This window comes from Pectobacterium hainanensis, from assembly GCF_046237015.1.
In the GTDB taxonomy this organism is placed as follows: domain Bacteria; phylum Pseudomonadota; class Gammaproteobacteria; order Enterobacterales; family Enterobacteriaceae; genus JBJYIN01.
The window spans coordinates 1-18567 of sequence record NZ_JBJYIN010000017.1 but is presented as its reverse complement, the minus strand read 5'-3'; the positions used below and the strand labels follow the sequence as shown (position 1 = coordinate 18567).

Sequence of the window (18567 nt, the reverse complement as noted above, 5' to 3'; positions counted from 1 at the left end):
TTTTGCTGTAACCTTAGATTTTGCGTTAGCACACAGTAGGTTGCATTAGCGCACGGATCGATCATGCTCACGCAACCTTCTGTTTAGGCGTTATTCCTGTGAACTTTTCTCCGCTTTACCTGACATCATCGTGAGAAAATCAAAACGACGACGCAGGTCTTGTTCCGCTTCTTCATATAGCAGCGCAGTTTCCTCTGGCAGCATATTGTTCAGACGACGGAAGCGCTGTTCCTTCAATAACGTTTCACTCAAGCTGCTGGCTGGCGGACGAGAGTCCGTGACTAACGCCGGTTTACCTTCTTCGCTACGGCGCGGATCAAAGCGATACAGCGGCCAGAACCCTGTTGTGGTGAGCTGTCGCATTTGGTCATGGCTGAACGCTAAATCGTAGCCGTGTTCTTCACATGGGCTGTAGGCAATAATCAGCGATGGACCCGGCCAGGCTTCGGCTTCCTGAATGGCTTTCACCGTCTGATTCAATTGGGCACCGAGCGAGATTTGTGCCACATAAACATGGCCATACATCATCACGTTAATCCCCAGGTCTTTGCGGGCCTTACGTTTCCCTTTCTCGCCAAATTTGGTCACCGCACCTAATGGTGTGGCTTTGGATTGCTGTCCCCCCGTGTTGGAGTAGCATTGCGTATCCAGTACCAGCACGTTGACATTTTCACTCAGGCTCATCACGTGATCCAGACCGCCATAGCCGATGTCATACGCCCAGCCATCTCCACCAATCAGCCAGATAGATTTATCGACCAGATGGTCGGCATCGGCGGACAGCATCGCCGCTTCATGACTGTTAATACTTGCCAGTAGCGTCCGCAATTGGTCAATCTGCTGACGACGCAATTCCGGCACAATCGATTCTTCCTGTAAGGCTGCAACCAGATCAGCCGGTAGTTGTGGGGCGAGCTTATGCAGCAGGCGAAGCGCTCGCTGACGGTGTTGATCGACACTGAGACGGAAACCAAGACCAAATTCGGCATTGTCTTCGAACAGTGAATTGGCCCATGCGGGCCCACGTCCGTTGGCATCCGTGGTCCATGGGGTAGTCGGTAGGTTCCCGCCATAAATGGAAGAACAGCCTGTTGCGTTCGCAACCAGGAGGCGATCGCCATAAAGTTGGGTTAGCAGTTTGATATAAGGCGTTTCCCCGCAGCCAGAACACGCACCCGAGTATTCAAACAGCGGTGAGATGAGCTGTGAGGTTCGAATATCAATACGTTCTAGTTTGGATTTATCGATTTCCGGCAATTGCAGGAAGAAATCAAAGTTTTCTTTTTCAACGCTGAGATTATCCAAACGAGAGACCATGTTGATCGCTTTGAATTCAGGGTTCTGGCGATCTTTAGCCGGACAAACTTCTACGCACAAATTACAGCCGGTGCAATCCTCGGGGGCGACCTGCAATACGTATTTCTGACCGCGCATGTCGCGGGCTTTGACATCCAGCGATTGCAATGTCGTCGGCGCTGAAGCCATGGCATCGGCCGGGACGACCTTGGCTCGAATCGCGGCATGTGGGCAGGCCGCGATACAGTGGTTGCATTGAGTGCAAAGCTGAGGTTGCCATAGCGGAATTTCTTCCGCGATGTTGCGCTTTTCCCATTTTGTCGTCCCGGTCGGCCAGGTGCCATCGGGCGGCAGCGCCGAAACGGGCAGGGTATCGCCCAGACCAGCCAGCATGGTGGCGGTAACGGTTTTGACAAAATCTGGGGCGGCATCGGAGACGACTGGTGGGCGTAGTGGACTATCTGGATTGACGTCCGCCAACGTTACGTCGGAAAGGGCTTCTAGCGTTGCACTCAACGCACGCCAGTTACGCTCAACTAGCTCCTGACCTTTGCTACCGTAGCTTTTTGCGATAGCGGTACGCAGTTTTTCAACGGCGACATCGCCTGGCAAAATTTGAGACAAGTGGAAAAAGGCCATTTGCATCACGGTATTGATGCGAGCGCCTAACTGGCATTCACGGGCAATTTTCGCGGCGTTGATGCAATACACCTGAGCGTTCCGTAACCTCAGTCCCGCCTGAACTTCCTGGGGCAGGCGGTGCCAGATGTCGTCACTGGCATACGGGGAGTTGATTAGGAAAATCCCGCCGGGTTTCAGCCGTTCTACCATGCTGTATTTATCAATAAACTGCCATTGATGGCAGGCAACAAAATCGGCCCGATCGATCAGATAAGCGGAGTTGATTGGGTGTGGGCCTACACGCATATGGGAGACGGTCAAACTCCCGGCCTTCTTGGAGTCGTAAACAAAGTAACCCTGAACGAACATCGGCGTGGTTTCACCCACGATCTTGATAGCATTCTTGGTCGCCGAAACGGTGCCGTCGCTGCCTAATCCGTAAAACAAGGCTTCCAGCGAAGCCGTTGTCGGCAGGAACTGATCCGGCAACGGCAGAGAAAGATGCGTAACATCATCATAAATCCCCACGGTAAAGCGGGCTCGAGGGTTGGCAAGCGCTAACTCATTAAAAACAGCCTGCACGCATTGTGGGGTGAATTCTTTTGATGACAAGCCATAACGTCCGCCAATCACGCGCGGCATCAACGCTCGCTCACCGGTAGAGAACGCTTCGGCCAGTGACGTAGTGACATCCAGATACAGCGGTTCTGCCACTGCACCGGGCTCTTTGGTGCGGTCTAATACGGCAATACTTTTTGCCGTTTGTGGAATGGCAGCCAGAAGATGACGAGCGGAGAAAGGCCGATAGAGGCGGACTTTTACCACGCCGACCTTTTCGCCTTGAGTGAGCAGTGTATCAATCACTTCCTCGCAGGTACCGACGCCCGAGCCCATTAAGATAATTACTTTTGTCGCTTCCGGGTGACCGTAGTATTCAAACGGTTGGTATTGACGTCCGGTTGCGCTGGCGAAGTCATTCATCGCCTGTTCTACATGGCCGTAAGCCGCGTTGTACCACGGATTGATGGCTTCCCGCGCCTGGAAAAAGGTATCGGGGTTTGATGCGGTTCCACGGATGACAGGACGTTCAGGGGTAAGCGCTCGCTCACGATGTGCGTCAATGGCTTCCTGAGGGAGTAACTGGCGGATGACATTATCGCTCAGGGGTTCAATCTTGTTGATTTCGTGGGACGTCCGAAAGCCATCAAAAAAATGGATAAAAGGCAGGCGGCTGTTAAGGCTTGCGATCTGGGCGATCAGGGCAAAGTCCTGCGCTTCCTGTACGTTACTGGCGCATAGCATGGCGCACCCAGTCTGACGAACAGCCATAACATCGGAGTGGTCACAAAAAATAGAGAGCGCGTGTGTTGCCACGGTGCGTGCTGCAACGTGAAGTACAAAAGGTGTCAGTTCGCCGGCCAGCTTATAGAGCGTTGGGATCATCAGCAGTAATCCCTGCGATGAGGTAAATGTCGTCGCTAATGTACCGGTTTGCAGCGCACCATGAACGGTCGCGATCGCCCCTCCCTCGGATTGCATTTCAACCACGCGTGGCGTATCGCCCCATATGTTCAATCCCCCATCGCTGGACCAGGCTGCGGCCTGCTCGGCCATCGTTGAGCTGGGTGTGATGGGGTAGATGGCGATGACTTCATTCGTCCGCCAGGCTACGGATGCGACTGCATTATTACCGTCGGTGGTGATCATGACTTGGCCTTTTTGCTCACTAAACGAAATGACGATATTTTTCGCGGATTATCGCATTTCAGCTATAAAGTTGGTGAATGGACACAGATTGAGTTGAGTCTTGTTTTATTTTTCCACCGTCAGCGGTGTTTGGGACGATGCTAGTAAACTTATTTACCCACGTAAACGTATTTATTCGCATAAAGATAGCGTGTGGTGATTGAGTGAAAGGCATCAACGATGCACATGTATAACGCTAAAAATGACCCTGATATTGCACTTTTATTATATATGCTTTATTTGTTGCCGCCGTCGTGTGACATTGTGGTGTCTTCGGGCTGAGGAGGGAGCCCAGATCTTGCAAACGGTGTATTAACGAGAACGGCGGAGCGGTTCGCGTTAATCAGGGAAATATCACGATGGTAGATGTCTTGAAAGATAAGCTTGTGGCTGTATTGACTTCGCTACAGGAACAGGGGATGACCCCAGAGCAGGCTGTCGAGCATATCCTTCAACTCTTTGGTGGGAATAGTCGCGATATTTCGCAAATTTCTCTCATCACGCCTGGATTGGTTGCCGGTGTGCTGCGGACGGTATATCTGAATGACATTTCCGCCCGGCAACTTGCGATGATCCTGCAACACTTAGGCTATGACCGTCCCGCCATAGCGAAAACGCTGCGCGAGCATTTTCCTGAACTTTCCCTCAAGGAGGGGGAATGAGTCGCGACGTAGCGATTTCCAGTCCAGCCAATAACCACACAGCGATGCCACGGACATAGTGCGCTACGCCAGCGGTTATCGGGTAGAAACGGCCAATGTTGTCCCTGCCAGTATAAAGATACCGCCGGTCGAGCGGTTAAACAGTTTTATCCGACGTGGGTTGGAGAACACGGACGACAACCGGCGTCCAGTACAGGCATAGATAAACATGATGCTGAAGTCCAGCATGACCCAGGTTGCAGCCAGAATGATAAATTGCAAAGCATGAGGGGCGTTGGTATCAATAAAGTTCGGAAATAGCGCGGCAAAAAACAGCAGATCTTTGGGATTGCTGATCCCAACCAGAAAACCTTTGCGATACAGAGAAAACCAGCCGGGGATAATACTCTCTGGCTGAGTGTGCTCGGTCGTGCCCATATCGGTTGAGCTCCATGACGCGATCCCCAACCAAATTAGATAGGCGGCCCCAACAATTTTCAGCACGATAAAAGCGGTGGTAGATGTCGCAAGTATTGCGCCAAGGCCTAACGCTGAGCAGGTCATTAATGTCATGGCACCTGTAACGCCGCCGAGTACCGTCGCTGTTGCGCGTGAAGCGCCATAACGTAAACCGTGCGACATGCTGATTAGGGCTGACGGGCCGGGAATGGCGATAAGGGCAACAATGATCCCGGTATAGGCGAGCCAAAGGTGTAAGCTCATGATTTCTCCTGCTAGTGACTGCTTCGATGGTGGCAATGGCGGGTTTTGAGAGCATAAAACAGTATATATTCACATATATACCCAAAATAATTCAAGTTGCGTGAAGGCGGCAACCGCACGAATCCCCAGGAGCTTACATAGGTAAGTGACTGGGGTGAGTAAGGGCAGCCAACGCACAAGCAGCTTGAAGTATGACGGGGATATCGCTGTTTTCCAACGCGTGATAGTAACAAAGGGACGCAGCAGACGATGCTGCTGCATAAGAGGGATTATTTTTGTTTCTGATGGCGAGGATGTTGTGCTAACGATTTTTTGTCTTGCCAGGCGTAATAGCCCAGAGCCAGATCGATAGCCAGATTTTTCAGTGGATAGTAGGGCAATTCTCGATAGTGAGACAGAGGTAACGCCAGTTCATCAATGCCGCGTTCTCCAGCCGCCCATGCTGCCAGTTCTTTTCCCATCAGTATCCCTGTGCCCAGCCCTCTGCCGCTGTAACCGAGGACGGATGTCACACCTGGCGCCAGTTCGAATAGCCGTGGATACCGGTCTGGCGTGAGAGCGACAAAGCCACTCCAACGGTAGGCCCAGCGCACTTTGTTGAGAAAAGGGAAAATGGTTTTGCTCTGACGCCGGATATTGGCATAAGGCTCTTCGCGATCGGCCCCTGGGCTAGCGCCTCCTCCACCAAAGTGAATGCGTCCATCAGGATGAATGCGTATGCCAAGAATACGCGCTTTGGTATCTGACAGGGTTTCTCCGCCGGGCAGGATGCGGCGCCAAACCTCTTCGGGTAACGGCTCGCTGACCAACTGTGGTGTACGCGCGGGTAGCACGGTACGCTTTAACCCTGGCCACAGGTTATCTGTATAACCATTGGTCGCGATGATGACGCGTTCCGCCCGCACACTACCGCTATCTGATGCTGCCAACCAACGATCCCCCTCTTTACGTATTTGGGTAACGTGGGCATGTTTATAAATGCGACCTTGGTTCTTTAAGAGTGCATGTGCTAGCTCGCGTGAATAGGCCAGCGGGTTGATGGCTCCGCCGCGTGGATCGAAAGTGCCGCCAAAATAGTAGTCACTGCCAACGCGCTCAGCGAGCTGCTGGTGATCGAGCCATTGTAATTCCACACCGCGTTTGGCCCAGACATCATTGCGGCGCTTCAATGTATCGAGCTTAGGCAATGAGTGCGCAGCGGTGAGGATACCATGTCGATTGCCCGGTACTTGCATCTGATATTTTTCAATGAGGTCGAACACCAACTGTGGAGCATCGCCAATTGCCTGAATCAGGCGGCTGGCTCGCTCTTGGCCAAATTGCTGTTCTATCTCATGTGGTTCATGTTTTAAGGCGGCCACTACCTGACCGTTATTACGGCCAGATGCGCCCCAACCGGGTTCGTTGGCGTCCAGTACCACCACATTGATCCCTTTTTCCGCTAGATGCAGCGCGGCAGAAAGCCCGGTATATCCGGCTCCAATCACTACCACATCAGTACTTATGTTCCCCTCAAGTACTGGGATCGTCTGTAACGGCGGCGAGGATTCGTGCCAGTAGGAAATAAACGGTATGTTGGTGTCATCCAACGGTTGCCATCCCATGATTGCTTCTCCTACGGTTAGCGACGCAGCACAGCTGGCGGCACTTTACTGACATCCACGCCACGGAAACGGTAGGCATCATCCAGCGCTTTCTGGATCAAGCCGTTATTTACATAGTATTGCAGCGAGGTTTGCAGGAAATTGCTCCAGCGCGGATCGGTTTCTTTACGTACAGCACCGACGGTTGGGAACAGAGCACCTGGCGTAGGGATACCCACTTTACTGTTTGGCAAGCGAGCACTGATAATGGTGACGGTAGTGAGCGATGCAGATAGCGCATCGACACGTCCACTCTGGTAAGCGGCAATCATATCGTTAAAATCTTGAAACTTGCTCAACTGGGCGTTGGGCGCTCGCTTGGCAATTTCGGTTTCCTGCGAGGTTCCTGCTGGCACGGCAATTTTCACCTTAGCATTATTCACGGCTTCCCAACTGCTGATATCCACCGATTCGCGAGCAGCGAGTGCAGTACCGGTCCAGAACAACGGTTGTGGAATAAAGTCTACGGCGGCGGCGCGAGCGGGTGTGCCATCCAGACCAAATATCAGGTCAAATTGACCGGATTGCAGGCTTGGTACCGCGTTCCCCCAGGTGGTTTCGACAATTTCAAGTTTGGCACCAAGTGATTCAGCTAACGCCTGAGCGATAACGGGCGCTAAACCACGCCAGGTGGTGTCGCCGACTTTAACTGCCCCCGGCGCATCGCTGTTGGTGTTGTCTTTATAGGCCCAAAGCTCAGAGTTGGTGCCAGCCAGTCGTAGAACCTTAGTCTGCTGAACGCGTTCCCAGGTAGAGGCGGGGCCGGTATCTGCTTGTACAGCGGCTGTTGTGCCGGAAAACAGGGATAGACCCAGTGCTAATGCCAGCCATTTGCGTGTGTTTTTCATCAGAGAATTACTCCATTACAGGGTGAGTTAACGTGTATTGTGGTTATTGGCCATAGGCCGTATTTAGGATGTTGAACGGGGATGCTCCTGTCGTACGCGCCGTTCCAGATGTAACGCCAGCAAACTGCATGGCAGGATCAGCAAGGTGAACATCAACGCGACGGCGGTATAAGCTTCGAGTGGGCGAAATTGTTCTTGCGCGACCAATTTTGTGGTGTAGAGCAACTCGCCTACGGCCAACGCCGATGCCAGGGTGGTATTTTTGACCAACTCAATTGCCCGATTAGCGAATGCTGGGATCATATGGCGCACGGCCTGCGGCAGAATGACCAGCCAAAACTGTTGCCAGAGTGACATGCCTAACGCACTGGCTGCGTGCCATTGTCCTTGTGGCAGCGCGAGAATGCCGCTGCGGTAAATTTCGCTGCAATAAGCGGCGGCATAGAGTGAGAGGGCGACGATCGACGAGAGCCAGACAGAGGCTTGTAGTCCTGTCAGTACGGGAATGGCATAAAAAAACCAGAAGATCAGCACGATCCCCGGCACGTTGCGAAAGCATTCGGTAAACAGTCGACCGCCCCAACGTAACAGTCGATTAGGGGATAACCGGGCTGCTGCAATTAGCAGACCCACCGACATACCTGCTGACAGTGAAATTAACCACAGCAGCGCGGTTATTTTCATTGCGCTGAGCAATAAGCCACGGTATTGCCAGAGAAAGCTAAAATCCCACTGATAGGCGACAGACATCGTTAACGTCCTTGTGATGCCGGACGTAGCCGGTGGAGGGATAAACGGCGCTCGTAGTAGTCCGCCAGATGGCTGGCAGCAAAAATCACCACAAAATAGATGAGGCCGAGCAGGGTAAAGGTCTCGAGCGAACGATAGGTATTGGAGGCAATATTCACGGCGCGATAAAATAATTCGCCATAGGTTACGACACCTGCCAGCGCGGTATTTTTTATGATATCGATCACCAGCAGAAAGAATACCGGCACCAGCAACCGTAACGTCTGCGGCAGGATGATATGGCGCAGGGTCTGGTAGCGACTCAGGCCCAACGCAGACGCCGCTTGCCACTGCCCAGCACCAATGGCATTCATGCTACCGCGCACCAGTTCTGCCATAAAAGCAGAGGCCTGTAGCCCTAACGCCAGTGTGACAGCGATAAACGTATCCAGCGTGATATTCAACAGCACTGGAAGCGCGTAATAACACCAATAGATTAATACTAACGCGACGGTAGAGCGAAAAAACTCGATATAGGCAACGACAATATAACGTAATAACGGGATTTTTTGCTGACGAATAATGCCGAATAACAGGCCAATCGGTACGGCTAATAATAATGCCGATGCTACCAGTTTCAGCGTATTAACACCGCCAGCTAATAAATCTGGCCAGTGGCGAAGTACGGTGTGGAAATCCCATTCATAATCCATGGCGTTGTCGCCTCTGGTCTGTGTCTGAATAGGAATACACAAGGACGCTAGCCGACGCCAGTGTCCCTGAAAACAGTATGTGGTCATGCCCCTGGTAAATAATAGCCATAATAATTTTATTCAACATCGGTATTTCTAATGAATACGGCAAAATAGAAGAGAACAATAATTTCAAATGGCATTTTATTTAAATTCAATTAATCGATATTGATATCTTATTTTTTGCTTTGACGGCTATATCTCATTTGCTCATCATAAAAAAACAAATCGTGTTAAAGCGAAAGCTGACATTTATTTCATTGCTACAGTTGCTGTTCTATCAAACAAAGGGGAAAAGATGAGTAGTCTGGTGACACATTTAAAATATGAGGAACTCACTCCGGGGCAAAAATCGGCCTACTACAGCAAAATTGCCCGTGATGGTCGCGTGACCAACATGCAGGCCACGCTGTTACGCTCGGTTCCGGCGTTCAATGCCTACATTGAGTGGTATAACTTGCGTGACATCCTGATCCCTATCTTCGGAGAGCGGGCTATTTGGATCTTTTGTCATTCGATCTCGGAAGGCACCGATTGCCTGATTTGCTCGACTTTTTTCCGTCGTATTCTCATCGATGCGGGTATTTCACCTGCGGACTATCAGCCTAATGAGCTGGATGCTTTACTGATCTCGCTGGGTAACACGTTTATTAATCAGGGGCACGGTATTGATCCTGATGTTTGGCAGGCATTACAAGCACGTTATGACGACGAGACATTAGTGGCATTGGTCGCGTTTGGTGGGCTGATGGTCGCTAATAACCTATTCAACAATCTTCTGAATGTGGAATTGGATGACTATCTGGAAGGTTATCGCCGTCCGCAGGAATAACGCGCTTGAAGTGCAGGGGAATAATGATGACGCTGACAGCACACTATGTGGCCGAGTGGCAACGCTGGCATGATAATCGAATAGCGACGTTAAATCGTCCTTATGGTTTTTTGTCGGTCATTAGTCAGGACTGGCTGACTGAAGGGGTATTCTTCACGGCTGCACGCGTTCCAGGTCAGTGGCTGCTTAAAGAGGGAGAGATATACTATTACCCCGATCGTGATGCGGTGGAGAAGAGGCATGTTGTCACGGTTGATGGTGTTGCGGTGACAATACCAACCCATATTCCACATGGACATAACAAGAATTCCGGTACCGGATCCGGTGTGACTATTTTTTATCAAGCGTTGGAAGTGGAAACGATCACGCGCCTGAATGTGGACGGTGAAGCAATTTACGCTGTGCGTGTCAGAGATCCACAGGAAGCGGCACGTAAACGTTTCGATGACATTGAAACTTTTCCGCTTAGCGATCGGTGGATTGTACCTGCAACCTTTACGCCAGCCGAAGTTGTTGCACATGATGCGCCTACCGTTGAAGACGGTATCTATGAAACAGGCTTTACCATCGGTACGCTTGATGTTTTGATTGACGGGCGGTCATTTAGCCTCGAGGTGAGCGGACACCGAGCCGGAAGCGCAGGTACTGGCTATTTTATCGACGATCGTCGTGTTCACTTTGGCGATCTGACCAATGGCAAAGAAAGCTATGGTGGTGGCAGAGTGATTCGCTTTGCCGATGCTGAACTTGAAAACCTTACTGAGCTTGACTTCAACCGTGCCGTTTCGTTGCCATGCGCGTTATCGACCTTTGTCGCTTGTGTTTCTACTCCACCCGGTAACAAGTTGCCGTTCCGAGTCACCGCGGGCGAGTTCACTCCTCCAGTACCGCATGAACGGGTGGCGACCTATAGAGCCGGGAAAATCTGAATATTTCACGTAACATGACGATATTCATTTTTTTAAGTATAAATTCAGACTTTGTTGGTGTACTTAAGTGAGTAAAGCCGGAAAGTGATAGTGATTGTTGGTGACAAAGGAATACTCGTCGGCTCTATAACTTGATAGCCTGGTTGGAAAACCACATTAAATAGGCGTATTACGGATGAGCGAAAGAGATATAGAAAATGAGGTGATTCAATATCTCATGGAGCATTACCCTATTAGGGAACACTGGATTAAATCCGGTATCAGACAAGTCAATAAAGACTGGACATTGCAGGATGATTATCAGTTTCTGCCAGAAGATGCTCACGATTTCCTTCTCGATGTATTCGGACATTTTAATATTAATTATTCAAATTTTGAGGGGAAAAACTATTTTGAATATGAATATCCAATCTGGCAAAAAAAACCACAATCGAAAGCGTTAACCCCTCTCACTGTCAGCATGATTATTGAGTCAGCTAAAGCAGGGGAATGGTTATATGATTGAAGGCGATCTAATCGTTGGTGCCATATTGATGTGTTAGTGCGACGCAAAAAATCGGCCGGAGCTGGTTTCGTTGTTTCTGGTGTCAATCTAGCCGAGTCATATTTTGGCAGTTAGCTTACTGCGTCGGATTCATCATTCAACCCAATATCCGTTTGTATGTCCTGTTTGGTTCTTACCTTGAGATAAATCAGTCTTTATTTCGGCATCATGTTAGGTCGTCGATTAATGGGACGTTGATACAGGTACCTTGTTAGGTACCTATCGGTGGCAGAAGTCACAAGACATTCGAAGATGTCTAAGGACACAAAAAAGCCCGCAGGGCTTGCGCCGTGCGGGCTTTTCGTACTTCATCGGACTTATCTGGTAATACCCGATGTCTAAATTGGTGGGCTGGGGGGATTTGAATATATATCATAACTTATTGATATTTATGTTTTAAGTTTGAATTCATATTTCGTTTGTAGGCCTAAACGTGAGCCTACGCAAAGTGACGATGAGTATGTGAGATAAAAATGAGATCAATTTTCACTCAATTCTTTACGCCTTTTGATCGCAGAGAGTAATGCTGGTGAAATTGGTGCTTCGGATAGTAAGGTTGTTGCGAGTTGATGTTGTTCTTCAATTTCCAGCTTAAGCAACATATCCCTTCCGTTCTTTGGCGAACGTTTTTCTTCACGATTTAATTTATAACTCATCCAGATCGACCCTAACGCGTTTCCCCTTCATTCGTGAACGGGCAATTTTGGCGAGTTCAATATCTTCCTGATAGTCGGCCAGTGCTTCCCATGTTTCTGGGGAAACATAGTAGCCAGAAATACGGCCATTGGTTAGCACGGCTATAGGCTTGCCGTTAGCTTCTTTAAGAGCGGCATTAGGCGATTTTTTAACGTCGCTAATACTCACGGCAGCATTAGCAAGGATGGGCTGCACAGCCATAATCAGGCCTGTTTAAGTATAATTTGATAAGGAATTTAGCGCTTAATCCAAAAAGCAGCAATATCACAATATAAAAGCGTGACGCTCCCTCATGATGGTCCACCTTTTCGCCATCTCTGCTTATGTTATTTTTTATAAGTACACACGAATATCACTTATTGGTGTCATTCGCGTGTACTTGACGAATGGTTTTTATTCAAGTATACGTGAATGACACAATTGTATGGTTTTCATGTGGACTTATAAATGGACAGGATCACTGCTATTGAGCGTTTAAACGCATTCGATAAGCAAGGGCGTTATGTCTTCACCTCCCGCGATTTAGCCAAGATTTTCCATGAGGATACGCCCAGAGCGTTTAATGCCGGGCTAAATCGTTTGGTAAAAGATGGCATCCTAACCCGTGCTATTCGCGGCGTGTACGTTTATAACCATGCCAAAAGCAAAGATGCCTATACGCTTGAACGCATCGTGTTAGCGCTACGCCGTGGTGAATATAACTATCTTAGCCTCGAATCCGCCTTGTCTGGATATGGCGTGATTTCTCAAATCCCGATTGACCGGATCACGGTGATGACCACCGGACGTTCCGAAGAACATAAAACGCCTTTTGGGGTGATTGAATTTACCCATACCAAGCGGCCACCAGAGCAGATTTTGCAGGATACCTATTTTGGCAATTCTCCGTTACGGCAAGCGACGAAGAAAACCGCTGTGAGGGATTTACGCCGCGTTGGACGTAATACCCATCTGATTGACGAATCGGAGCTATATCATGAATCAGAAAGTTAACTTTGCCGAACTGGTCAGCAAAGCGGTGGAATCAGCCGAGCTTGAAGGTTTACGCAATGTGGTGGAAAAGGAGCTTTTGCACTATGACATTCTTTACTGTCTGGATAGCGCGGGCTTGCTAGAACAGCTTACTTTTCAGGGCGGGACATCGTTAAGGCTGTGTCATGGCGCAAACCGCTTCAGTGAAGATTTGGATTTTGCCGGTGGTGTTGCGTTTTCTGGCGCAGACCTGAAAAACATGAAAGCCTGTATTGAAGATTATCTGGGGAATCGGTACGGCCTTGAGGTCAACGTGAAAGAGCCAAATGAATTGCGGAATGAACCCGGTTATGAGGAAGTTCGTATCGACAAATGGCAGGTATCCGTGACCACTGCACCGGAAAAACGTGATATGCCGAGACAACGGATCAAGATTGAGATCGCCAATATTCCGGCTTATACCAGAACGCCGATGACGCTAAAACGTAACTATGAGGTTTTACCCGATGGTTATTCCGATACGCTGGTCATGTGTGAAACGCTTAATGAAGTGATGTGTGACAAGCTGGTTTCACTCGTCGCTACCACTAAATATATCCGCTACCGTGACGTTTGGGACTTACCGTGGCTGATCCAGCAGAACGCGACTTATGATATCGATCTGATTCGTAAGAAAATACAGGATTACCGTATACCTAATTATGATGAGCTACTGGCACAGCGAATAGAAAGCATTGATCAGGTTGTTGGGGATGGTCGCTTTAGCGCTGAAATGCGGCGATTCCTGCCACAAGCTGTATTTAATAGAACGTTAGGGCGGGAGGCATTTAGCCAGTATTTGAGCGGTGAACTAAAAGCACTCTTAGGCGCGTTACAGCAAGCGTTAAAAGGGGAGGGTGGGAAAGCGCCATTCGTTATGTAATCGTTAGTAGCCGCAATGAAAAGATTTTGCACAAAACTGTTCACCCTCTTCACTAGAGACTTTTATTTTTAATAATCAATAGATTAATGGGTGGTGAGTTGGTGAACAGGTGATGAGTAACTCGTCACCCTTTGAAGTGTCTGGACGTAAAAAAACCGGCCGAAGCCGGTTTCGTAATTGTTGGTGTCTACCTCGCTATCTCACATTTGGGCAGCCAGTCGGCGTCTGATTCGTCTTTCAGCTCAAGATTGGTCTGTATGCCCTGTTTAGTTCTGCCCTTAAGGTAACTTTGCCCGTATTCCGACATCATGTTAGGCAGCACCTTACCAAAGGCCGTCAGGCTGATCGGCTTCTGGTGGCCGTGCGACTCCATAAAAGACAGATAGGCGTGATACAGGTATTTACGCGGGTTGCGCGGCGTAATGTTGGCGTTACCCATATACAGCCCGGTGGTGTCGCCGTGCGCCAGCAGGTAGCCGCAAAAATCAACCAGCGGGTCAGCCTGCCGCTTGATTTCCAGCGCCTCAGCGGAATGCTGCTGTGCCTGTAACAGCGTCCGGGCGTCGTTTGGCTCTTCAAAACGTTTCATCAGGTGACGCACTATCACCGCCAGTTCAGCGCGGATTTTCTCTTTCAGCTTAGGGTCGCGTTCGCTGGCCGGGATGGTTTCACCGAAGTGGATAATCACCCGGCGACGGGACACGCCGCCGCTGCGGTCACTAAAGCGCATCGGCGAGTTATTGACGGCCAGAATCACCGCCGGTATCCGAGTGGAATAGGCGTCACGGTATTTCGGATCAACCATCACCGCATCGCCGCCGGTAATGGCCTTGATACCTGCACCGTCACCGCTCCATTTCTCTTGGTCAGGCAGTACGATTAACGAGAAGCCAATAATCGACGAGCGCTCACGCGACGATTCAATAGTGTTGATGGTGGCCGCTGTGGTGTTGTCCTCCCCAGCCAGCATGGTGGCGATTTCGGCCAGAATACTTTTGCCGCTGCCGCCGGGGCCGGTGACTTCAAGGAACAGTTGCCAGTCGTAGCAGTTCGCCAGCACCATAAACAGCGCGGCCAGAATACGCTCCTGTTTATCCGCGTGGTTTCCGGCGGCTCGGGTCAGCCAGCGCCAGAAGTGAGGGGCATTGTCGGCAAGGTTTTCCCCGGCCTTAAACGGCGTGTAATCCACATCATTGACGGTATGCAACCAGTGCTCCCGACGATGAGGTTTAAATTCACCGCTGGCGGTATCAAATACCCCGTTACGAAAACCGATTAACCGGCGCTGGGAGGCTTCCTGCATAGGAACAATCAGTTTCAGCGTATTAATGACACTGTCTATACCGGACGCGGTGAAGGGTGCCTGTATCTTCTGAAACAGTGCGGCGATATCCCGGCTTAACAGACGATGGGGAAGGACTTTCCACGCGCCGTTCTGGTACTGGAAGAACGTTTCCCCGAACGCGTCAATCGCCAGCGTATCGCGGTAGTGTTCGCGTATCTTTTCCGCTTTCTCACTGGCGCTCATGGCCTTGAATTCGGCCTCGCCCAGCGACGCAAACGGGCTGGCTTTTTCCGGCTGGGTAAAGGCATTCAGGTGCTGCCGGGTGGCGTCGGCACCCTCAGCAAGATACACATCATTCCAGTCACCAAACACCGGCGGCAGCGCGACACGGCCATTGACGGCAACGGCGGCCTGCTTCGCTTTGGTCTGTCCGGTGCCGTTCTCGTCCCGGTCAGCGGCTATCAGTAGTGTGACCGCCGGGTAACGGGTTTTCAGCTCACGGGCAAGGGACGGCAGGTTGTTCGCGCTGAGCGCGACATACACCGCATCGCCAGTTAACTGATGCAGCGTTAAGCCGGTGGCGTAGCCCTCGGCCAGCCAGACAACACTGGCCTGTTTGCCGCTGAAACAGTGAAAGGCACCTTTGACCTGTCCGCCTTTTAACGTGCGTTTGTCGCCCTGTGCGTTGATAAGCTGGAGATTCACCACCTCGCCGTCTGGTGTGGTCAGCGGCACCAGTACATCGCCGGGCTGATAGGTGATACCGCCCACACGCAGCGGCTTACCCTGTAGGGTGGGCACGGCGATATCTGGCCAGCCTTTGGCGCTGAGATATGCGTTGCCGGGTTGTGTCACCGCCTCTTTCAGTTTCGCCTGTGCCTGAACCGCCGCCCGTTGCCGGGCGGCCTCGCTGTCTTCTTCATCCTGTGTTGAAGCCGCCGGGCTGTCCGGCAGGTCGCCCAGCCACGCGCCCACTTTCAGGGCGGCTTCTGTCGGCGTCAGGTTCAGGGCTTTTTCCACCAGATTGAGGCCGTCACCCGCGCCGCACTGATTACAGAACCATGTGCCGCGCCCTTCCTTGTTATCGAAGCGGAAACGGTCTTTGCCCTCGCACATCGGGCAGGCGGTATGCTGCCCGGTGGCATCAATGCGAATACCCACTGCCGGGAGCAGTTGCGGCCAGTGGCCGCTGGCGCGTTTCACGGCCTGTGTCACGGTAAGGTGTGCCATGCGTTGCCCCTTAATGCAGAGTGGTGTCGGTGTAGTCAACATCGCTCAGGTCGCCGAGCGCGTCGGGTGTGTCCAGCGTGGCCGAGAGCACTTCCAGCCGGTCGGCCAGCACAAACAACAGCACCTCTTTTGCCATCGGGTTATCCAGTTCAATCACGGCATGGGTTAAGGCGCGGCACTGGTCGGTCAGCTCTTCCGGGGTCAGGGGCGTGTCATCAAACATGGCGTGTACTCCGCAGCGGCAGACGGCCAGCAAACGACAGCACATAGTCACGTGCCAGTAAACGGCGGGCGCTGATTTCATCCGGGGCGATAACGGCTTCACGGTGCGGTAAGGCGCGTAATTCAGCACGGCGCACGGCCAGAAACAGAAAGGTAAATTGCGGGTGTGACGGGGTGAGGGTCGTAGCCATGTGGCAGTCTCCTTGAAGTAACGGTTATCGCTACCACCAGAAACGCCAATTTCAAGGGTGGTAGCCCAGACGGGGTTGGCGTAACCGGACTTCAAGGAAACCGGCGCTTCCGAAGAAGCCCCCGCCTGAGCCACCATTGTATGGATGCAACAACGGCTAAAAACTTGCCGCATAACATGCAATAGAGCTAAAGCTGCGACATAAAAAAAAGACGCATGGCGCGTCTGAGTCGCCTTGAAGTTATTCGGAACGCCAATTCCGACTACCGATTTTGCGGCAGCGACGAAACTATAACGCCAAAAAGCCCCGACAGGCAAGCCGGGGAAACGGATAAATTGCGCAGTCATGAACATCCTCAGCAATTGGTCAGCGCATCACCGGCACGGGATGCGCAGTGACGCCGGGGTGAATCAGAAGCGGCGGGCGTCGGTGCAATGCTCAGCAGCAACGCGCCGAAACGCTGTTCACGGGCGGCAACGGTGGCCGGGTTACGGATAGCGGGAAACAGTTGGTCGCACAGGCTGAGGGCTTCCCGTTCATCAAGTGTGACCGACTGCCCGGCGATAGTTAAGGTGATCATGCGTGGTTCTCCTGTTGACGGGCAGCGATACGTTCGGCCACCCAGTGATGAATTTCGGACTCAACCCACGCGACGTTCTTCCCACCCAGCGAAACACGGGCAGGAAAAGCCTTGCGGCTGCTCAGTTCGTACAGCGTCGAACGGGAAATGCCGGTAACGTGCAGCACTTCCGGCAGGCGCATTAAGCGCTCTCTGACCGGATGAAGTGGCATCGGGGGCATAGCAGGAATAGGAGTTGGGGGTGTGGCTGACAACATGTGGCGCTACCTCGTTAATGTCCGCCCGGCTCTGGCCGGATGGCGCTGGATTTCTCTGGTAGCTCGCTATTATGTGAATATTTTTGGAGCCCGCAACAAGGGGAAGTTGTGCTATTGATGAGCAAAAAGCGGTCGATTTTTTTATCCGTGGTCAATAAAGGGCAATAGAAGGCAATGAAGGGCAATGTGATTTATTCAATAACAATCAATGTGCTTATAACTATTAATAATTGCCCTATCTATAGGAAATAACATCGTAAAACATGCTCGCCAGAAAAAAGGCTCAAAAAACCGGGTGAACAGTGTGAACACTCGGTGAACAGTTTCTTATCAACTCTTCACCCTTTTATTTATTGATTTACCTATTCTTTTTTCTCAGGTGAAGAGTAGTGAATAGTTTTATAAAAGAGTTAGTTCTCAACTAGGGAAACGACCTGCTGTAGAGATTGTTTTGTGTGGGAAGTGGCACAACCGGCTCAGATAGCGGGAGTTGTGTGGTGAGCGGCAGAATAGCTTCAGGTTGAAAACACAGAGAACCCGATAATGAAAACTGACATGCTTACCGCAGTACTGAAAACCATTGGCAGCACCCGGGATGAGAAAACACGTAATCTCATCGACAGTGCTCTGAACGTCATGAATGAAAAGGCCAGCCATAACGCCACCGTCAGCACAAACAACGCGCTGGAGTCATTCAGCCAAGCAAAAGCCGCCCACACGGAGAATATGCTGAAACTGAACGATATCGGCGCAGCCATTACCCACAGTGAGAAAGAACGCCATAACGCCCTAGAGGAAAGTGCTGAGGCAGATCATAACTGGCGTACCCGTTTCCGTGAATTGCGCGGTGTGATTGTAGTCCCCCCTGAATTTAGTCTTACCGCTTAATAGAGTTCTCTGGTTAAAAT

Annotated in this window: 20 protein-coding genes and 1 pseudogene; 7 read left to right on the top strand and 14 right to left on the bottom strand. The window is 51.0% G+C overall.

Going from position 1 to position 18567, the window contains the following annotated elements:
• Positions 1-90 precede the first annotated feature (90 nt).
• On the bottom strand, positions 91-3624 hold the full coding sequence (gene nifJ / locus ACKPVM_RS16150; protein WP_409310621.1) for a pyruvate:ferredoxin (flavodoxin) oxidoreductase: 3534 nt from the start codon (positions 3622-3624) through the stop codon (positions 91-93).
• A gap of 398 nt (positions 3625-4022) precedes the next feature.
• On the opposite strand from nifJ, the gene ACKPVM_RS16145 reads away from it, so the two are divergent.
• Positions 4023-4325 (top strand): hypothetical protein, encoded by a 303-nt coding sequence (locus tag ACKPVM_RS16145; RefSeq protein ID WP_409310620.1) that lies wholly within the window; start codon positions 4023-4025, stop codon positions 4323-4325.
• A gap of 75 nt (positions 4326-4400) precedes the next feature.
• Here ACKPVM_RS16145 and ACKPVM_RS16140 read toward each other — a convergent pair whose 3' ends face one another.
• From ACKPVM_RS16140 to ACKPVM_RS16120, 5 genes are all read right to left on the bottom strand, one after another.
• Positions 4401-5027 (bottom strand): LysE family translocator, encoded by a 627-nt coding sequence (locus ACKPVM_RS16140; RefSeq protein ID WP_409310618.1) that lies wholly within the window; start codon positions 5025-5027, stop codon positions 4401-4403.
• Between the two features lie 269 nt (positions 5028-5296).
• Positions 5297-6631 carry an NAD(P)/FAD-dependent oxidoreductase gene (locus ACKPVM_RS16135; RefSeq protein WP_409310616.1) on the bottom strand — a complete coding sequence of 445 codons (1335 nt, stop codon included), beginning with the start codon at positions 6629-6631 and terminating at the stop codon, positions 5297-5299.
• A gap of 17 nt (positions 6632-6648) precedes the next feature.
• Complete coding sequence (locus ACKPVM_RS16130) at positions 6649-7518, bottom strand: transporter substrate-binding domain-containing protein (protein ID WP_409310615.1); 870 nt, start codon at positions 7516-7518, stop codon at positions 6649-6651.
• 63 nt (positions 7519-7581) lie between these two features.
• Positions 7582-8268: an amino acid ABC transporter permease gene (locus ACKPVM_RS16125; protein WP_409310614.1), complete on the bottom strand. Its 687-nt coding sequence runs from the start codon at positions 8266-8268 to the stop codon at positions 7582-7584.
• 2 nt (positions 8269-8270) lie between these two features.
• Positions 8271-9047 (bottom strand): amino acid ABC transporter permease, encoded by a 777-nt coding sequence (locus ACKPVM_RS16120; protein WP_409310612.1) that lies wholly within the window; start codon positions 9045-9047, stop codon positions 8271-8273.
• A 250-nt stretch (positions 9048-9297) separates the two neighbouring features.
• Here ACKPVM_RS16120 and ACKPVM_RS16115 point away from each other — a divergent pair, with 250 nt between their 5' ends.
• The 3 genes from ACKPVM_RS16115 (at position 9298) to ACKPVM_RS16105 (ending at position 11265) form a co-directional block, all read left to right on the top strand.
• Positions 9298-9831: a carboxymuconolactone decarboxylase family protein gene (locus tag ACKPVM_RS16115; RefSeq protein ID WP_409310610.1), complete on the top strand. Its 534-nt coding sequence runs from the start codon at positions 9298-9300 to the stop codon at positions 9829-9831.
• 23 nt (positions 9832-9854) lie between these two features.
• Entirely contained in the window at positions 9855-10760 is a 906-nt protein-coding gene (locus tag ACKPVM_RS16110; RefSeq protein WP_409310608.1) for a DUF1684 domain-containing protein, read from the top strand.
• A 175-nt stretch (positions 10761-10935) separates the two neighbouring features.
• Complete coding sequence (locus ACKPVM_RS16105) at positions 10936-11265, top strand: DUF1493 family protein (RefSeq protein ID WP_409310607.1); 330 nt, start codon at positions 10936-10938, stop codon at positions 11263-11265.
• 518 nt (positions 11266-11783) lie between these two features.
• Here the strand turns inward: ACKPVM_RS16105 and ACKPVM_RS16100 are convergent.
• Positions 11784-11960, bottom strand: coding sequence for a hypothetical protein (locus ACKPVM_RS16100; protein WP_409310605.1), 177 nt, complete (start codon positions 11958-11960; stop codon positions 11784-11786).
• A complete protein-coding gene (locus ACKPVM_RS16095; RefSeq protein ID WP_409310603.1) occupies positions 11950-12201 on the bottom strand; it encodes a type II toxin-antitoxin system Phd/YefM family antitoxin in 252 nt (83 codons plus the stop codon). The genes ACKPVM_RS16100 and ACKPVM_RS16095 overlap by 11 nt, the downstream gene beginning before the upstream one ends.
• A gap of 246 nt (positions 12202-12447) precedes the next feature.
• Between ACKPVM_RS16095 and abiEi the strand changes: the two genes are divergently transcribed.
• Both abiEi and ACKPVM_RS16085 read left to right on the top strand, forming a co-directional pair.
• Positions 12448-12993, top strand: a complete 546-nt coding sequence (abiEi, locus tag ACKPVM_RS16090) for a type IV toxin-antitoxin system AbiEi family antitoxin (RefSeq protein ID WP_409310602.1) — start codon at positions 12448-12450, stop codon at positions 12991-12993.
• Positions 12977-13894, top strand: coding sequence for a nucleotidyl transferase AbiEii/AbiGii toxin family protein (locus ACKPVM_RS16085; protein ID WP_409310601.1), 918 nt, complete (start codon positions 12977-12979; stop codon positions 13892-13894). The genes abiEi and ACKPVM_RS16085 overlap by 17 nt, the downstream gene beginning before the upstream one ends.
• 187 nt (positions 13895-14081) lie before the next feature.
• Here ACKPVM_RS16085 and ACKPVM_RS16080 read toward each other — a convergent pair whose 3' ends face one another.
• The 6 genes and pseudogenes from ACKPVM_RS16080 to ACKPVM_RS16055 form a co-directional block, all read right to left on the bottom strand.
• A complete protein-coding gene (locus ACKPVM_RS16080) occupies positions 14082-16409 on the bottom strand; it encodes a phage/plasmid primase, P4 family (protein ID WP_409310746.1) in 2328 nt (775 codons plus the stop codon).
• A gap of 10 nt (positions 16410-16419) precedes the next feature.
• Positions 16420-16632 (bottom strand): hypothetical protein, encoded by a 213-nt coding sequence (locus ACKPVM_RS16075; protein ID WP_409310744.1) that lies wholly within the window; start codon positions 16630-16632, stop codon positions 16420-16422.
• A complete protein-coding gene (locus ACKPVM_RS16070) occupies positions 16625-16822 on the bottom strand; it encodes a host cell division inhibitor Icd-like protein (protein ID WP_039481836.1) in 198 nt (65 codons plus the stop codon). The genes ACKPVM_RS16075 and ACKPVM_RS16070 overlap by 8 nt, the downstream gene beginning before the upstream one ends.
• A gap of 44 nt (positions 16823-16866) precedes the next feature.
• Positions 16867-17169, bottom strand: a pseudogene (locus ACKPVM_RS16065) (ash family protein); the annotation flags it as partial.
• Between the two features lie 8 nt (positions 17170-17177).
• Positions 17178-17402 (bottom strand): hypothetical protein, encoded by a 225-nt coding sequence (locus tag ACKPVM_RS16060; RefSeq protein WP_409310599.1) that lies wholly within the window; start codon positions 17400-17402, stop codon positions 17178-17180.
• The gene (locus ACKPVM_RS16055) at positions 17399-17659 is read right to left on the bottom strand and encodes a helix-turn-helix transcriptional regulator (RefSeq protein ID WP_219681509.1); all 261 of its coding nucleotides are present in this window, start codon (positions 17657-17659) and stop codon (positions 17399-17401) included. Before ACKPVM_RS16055 ends, ACKPVM_RS16060 begins: the two co-directional genes overlap by 4 nt.
• A 543-nt stretch (positions 17660-18202) precedes the next feature.
• Between ACKPVM_RS16055 and ACKPVM_RS16050 the strand changes: the two genes are divergently transcribed.
• Entirely contained in the window at positions 18203-18547 is a 345-nt protein-coding gene (locus ACKPVM_RS16050) for a hypothetical protein (RefSeq protein WP_409310597.1), read from the top strand.
• Positions 18548-18567 lie beyond the last annotated feature (20 nt).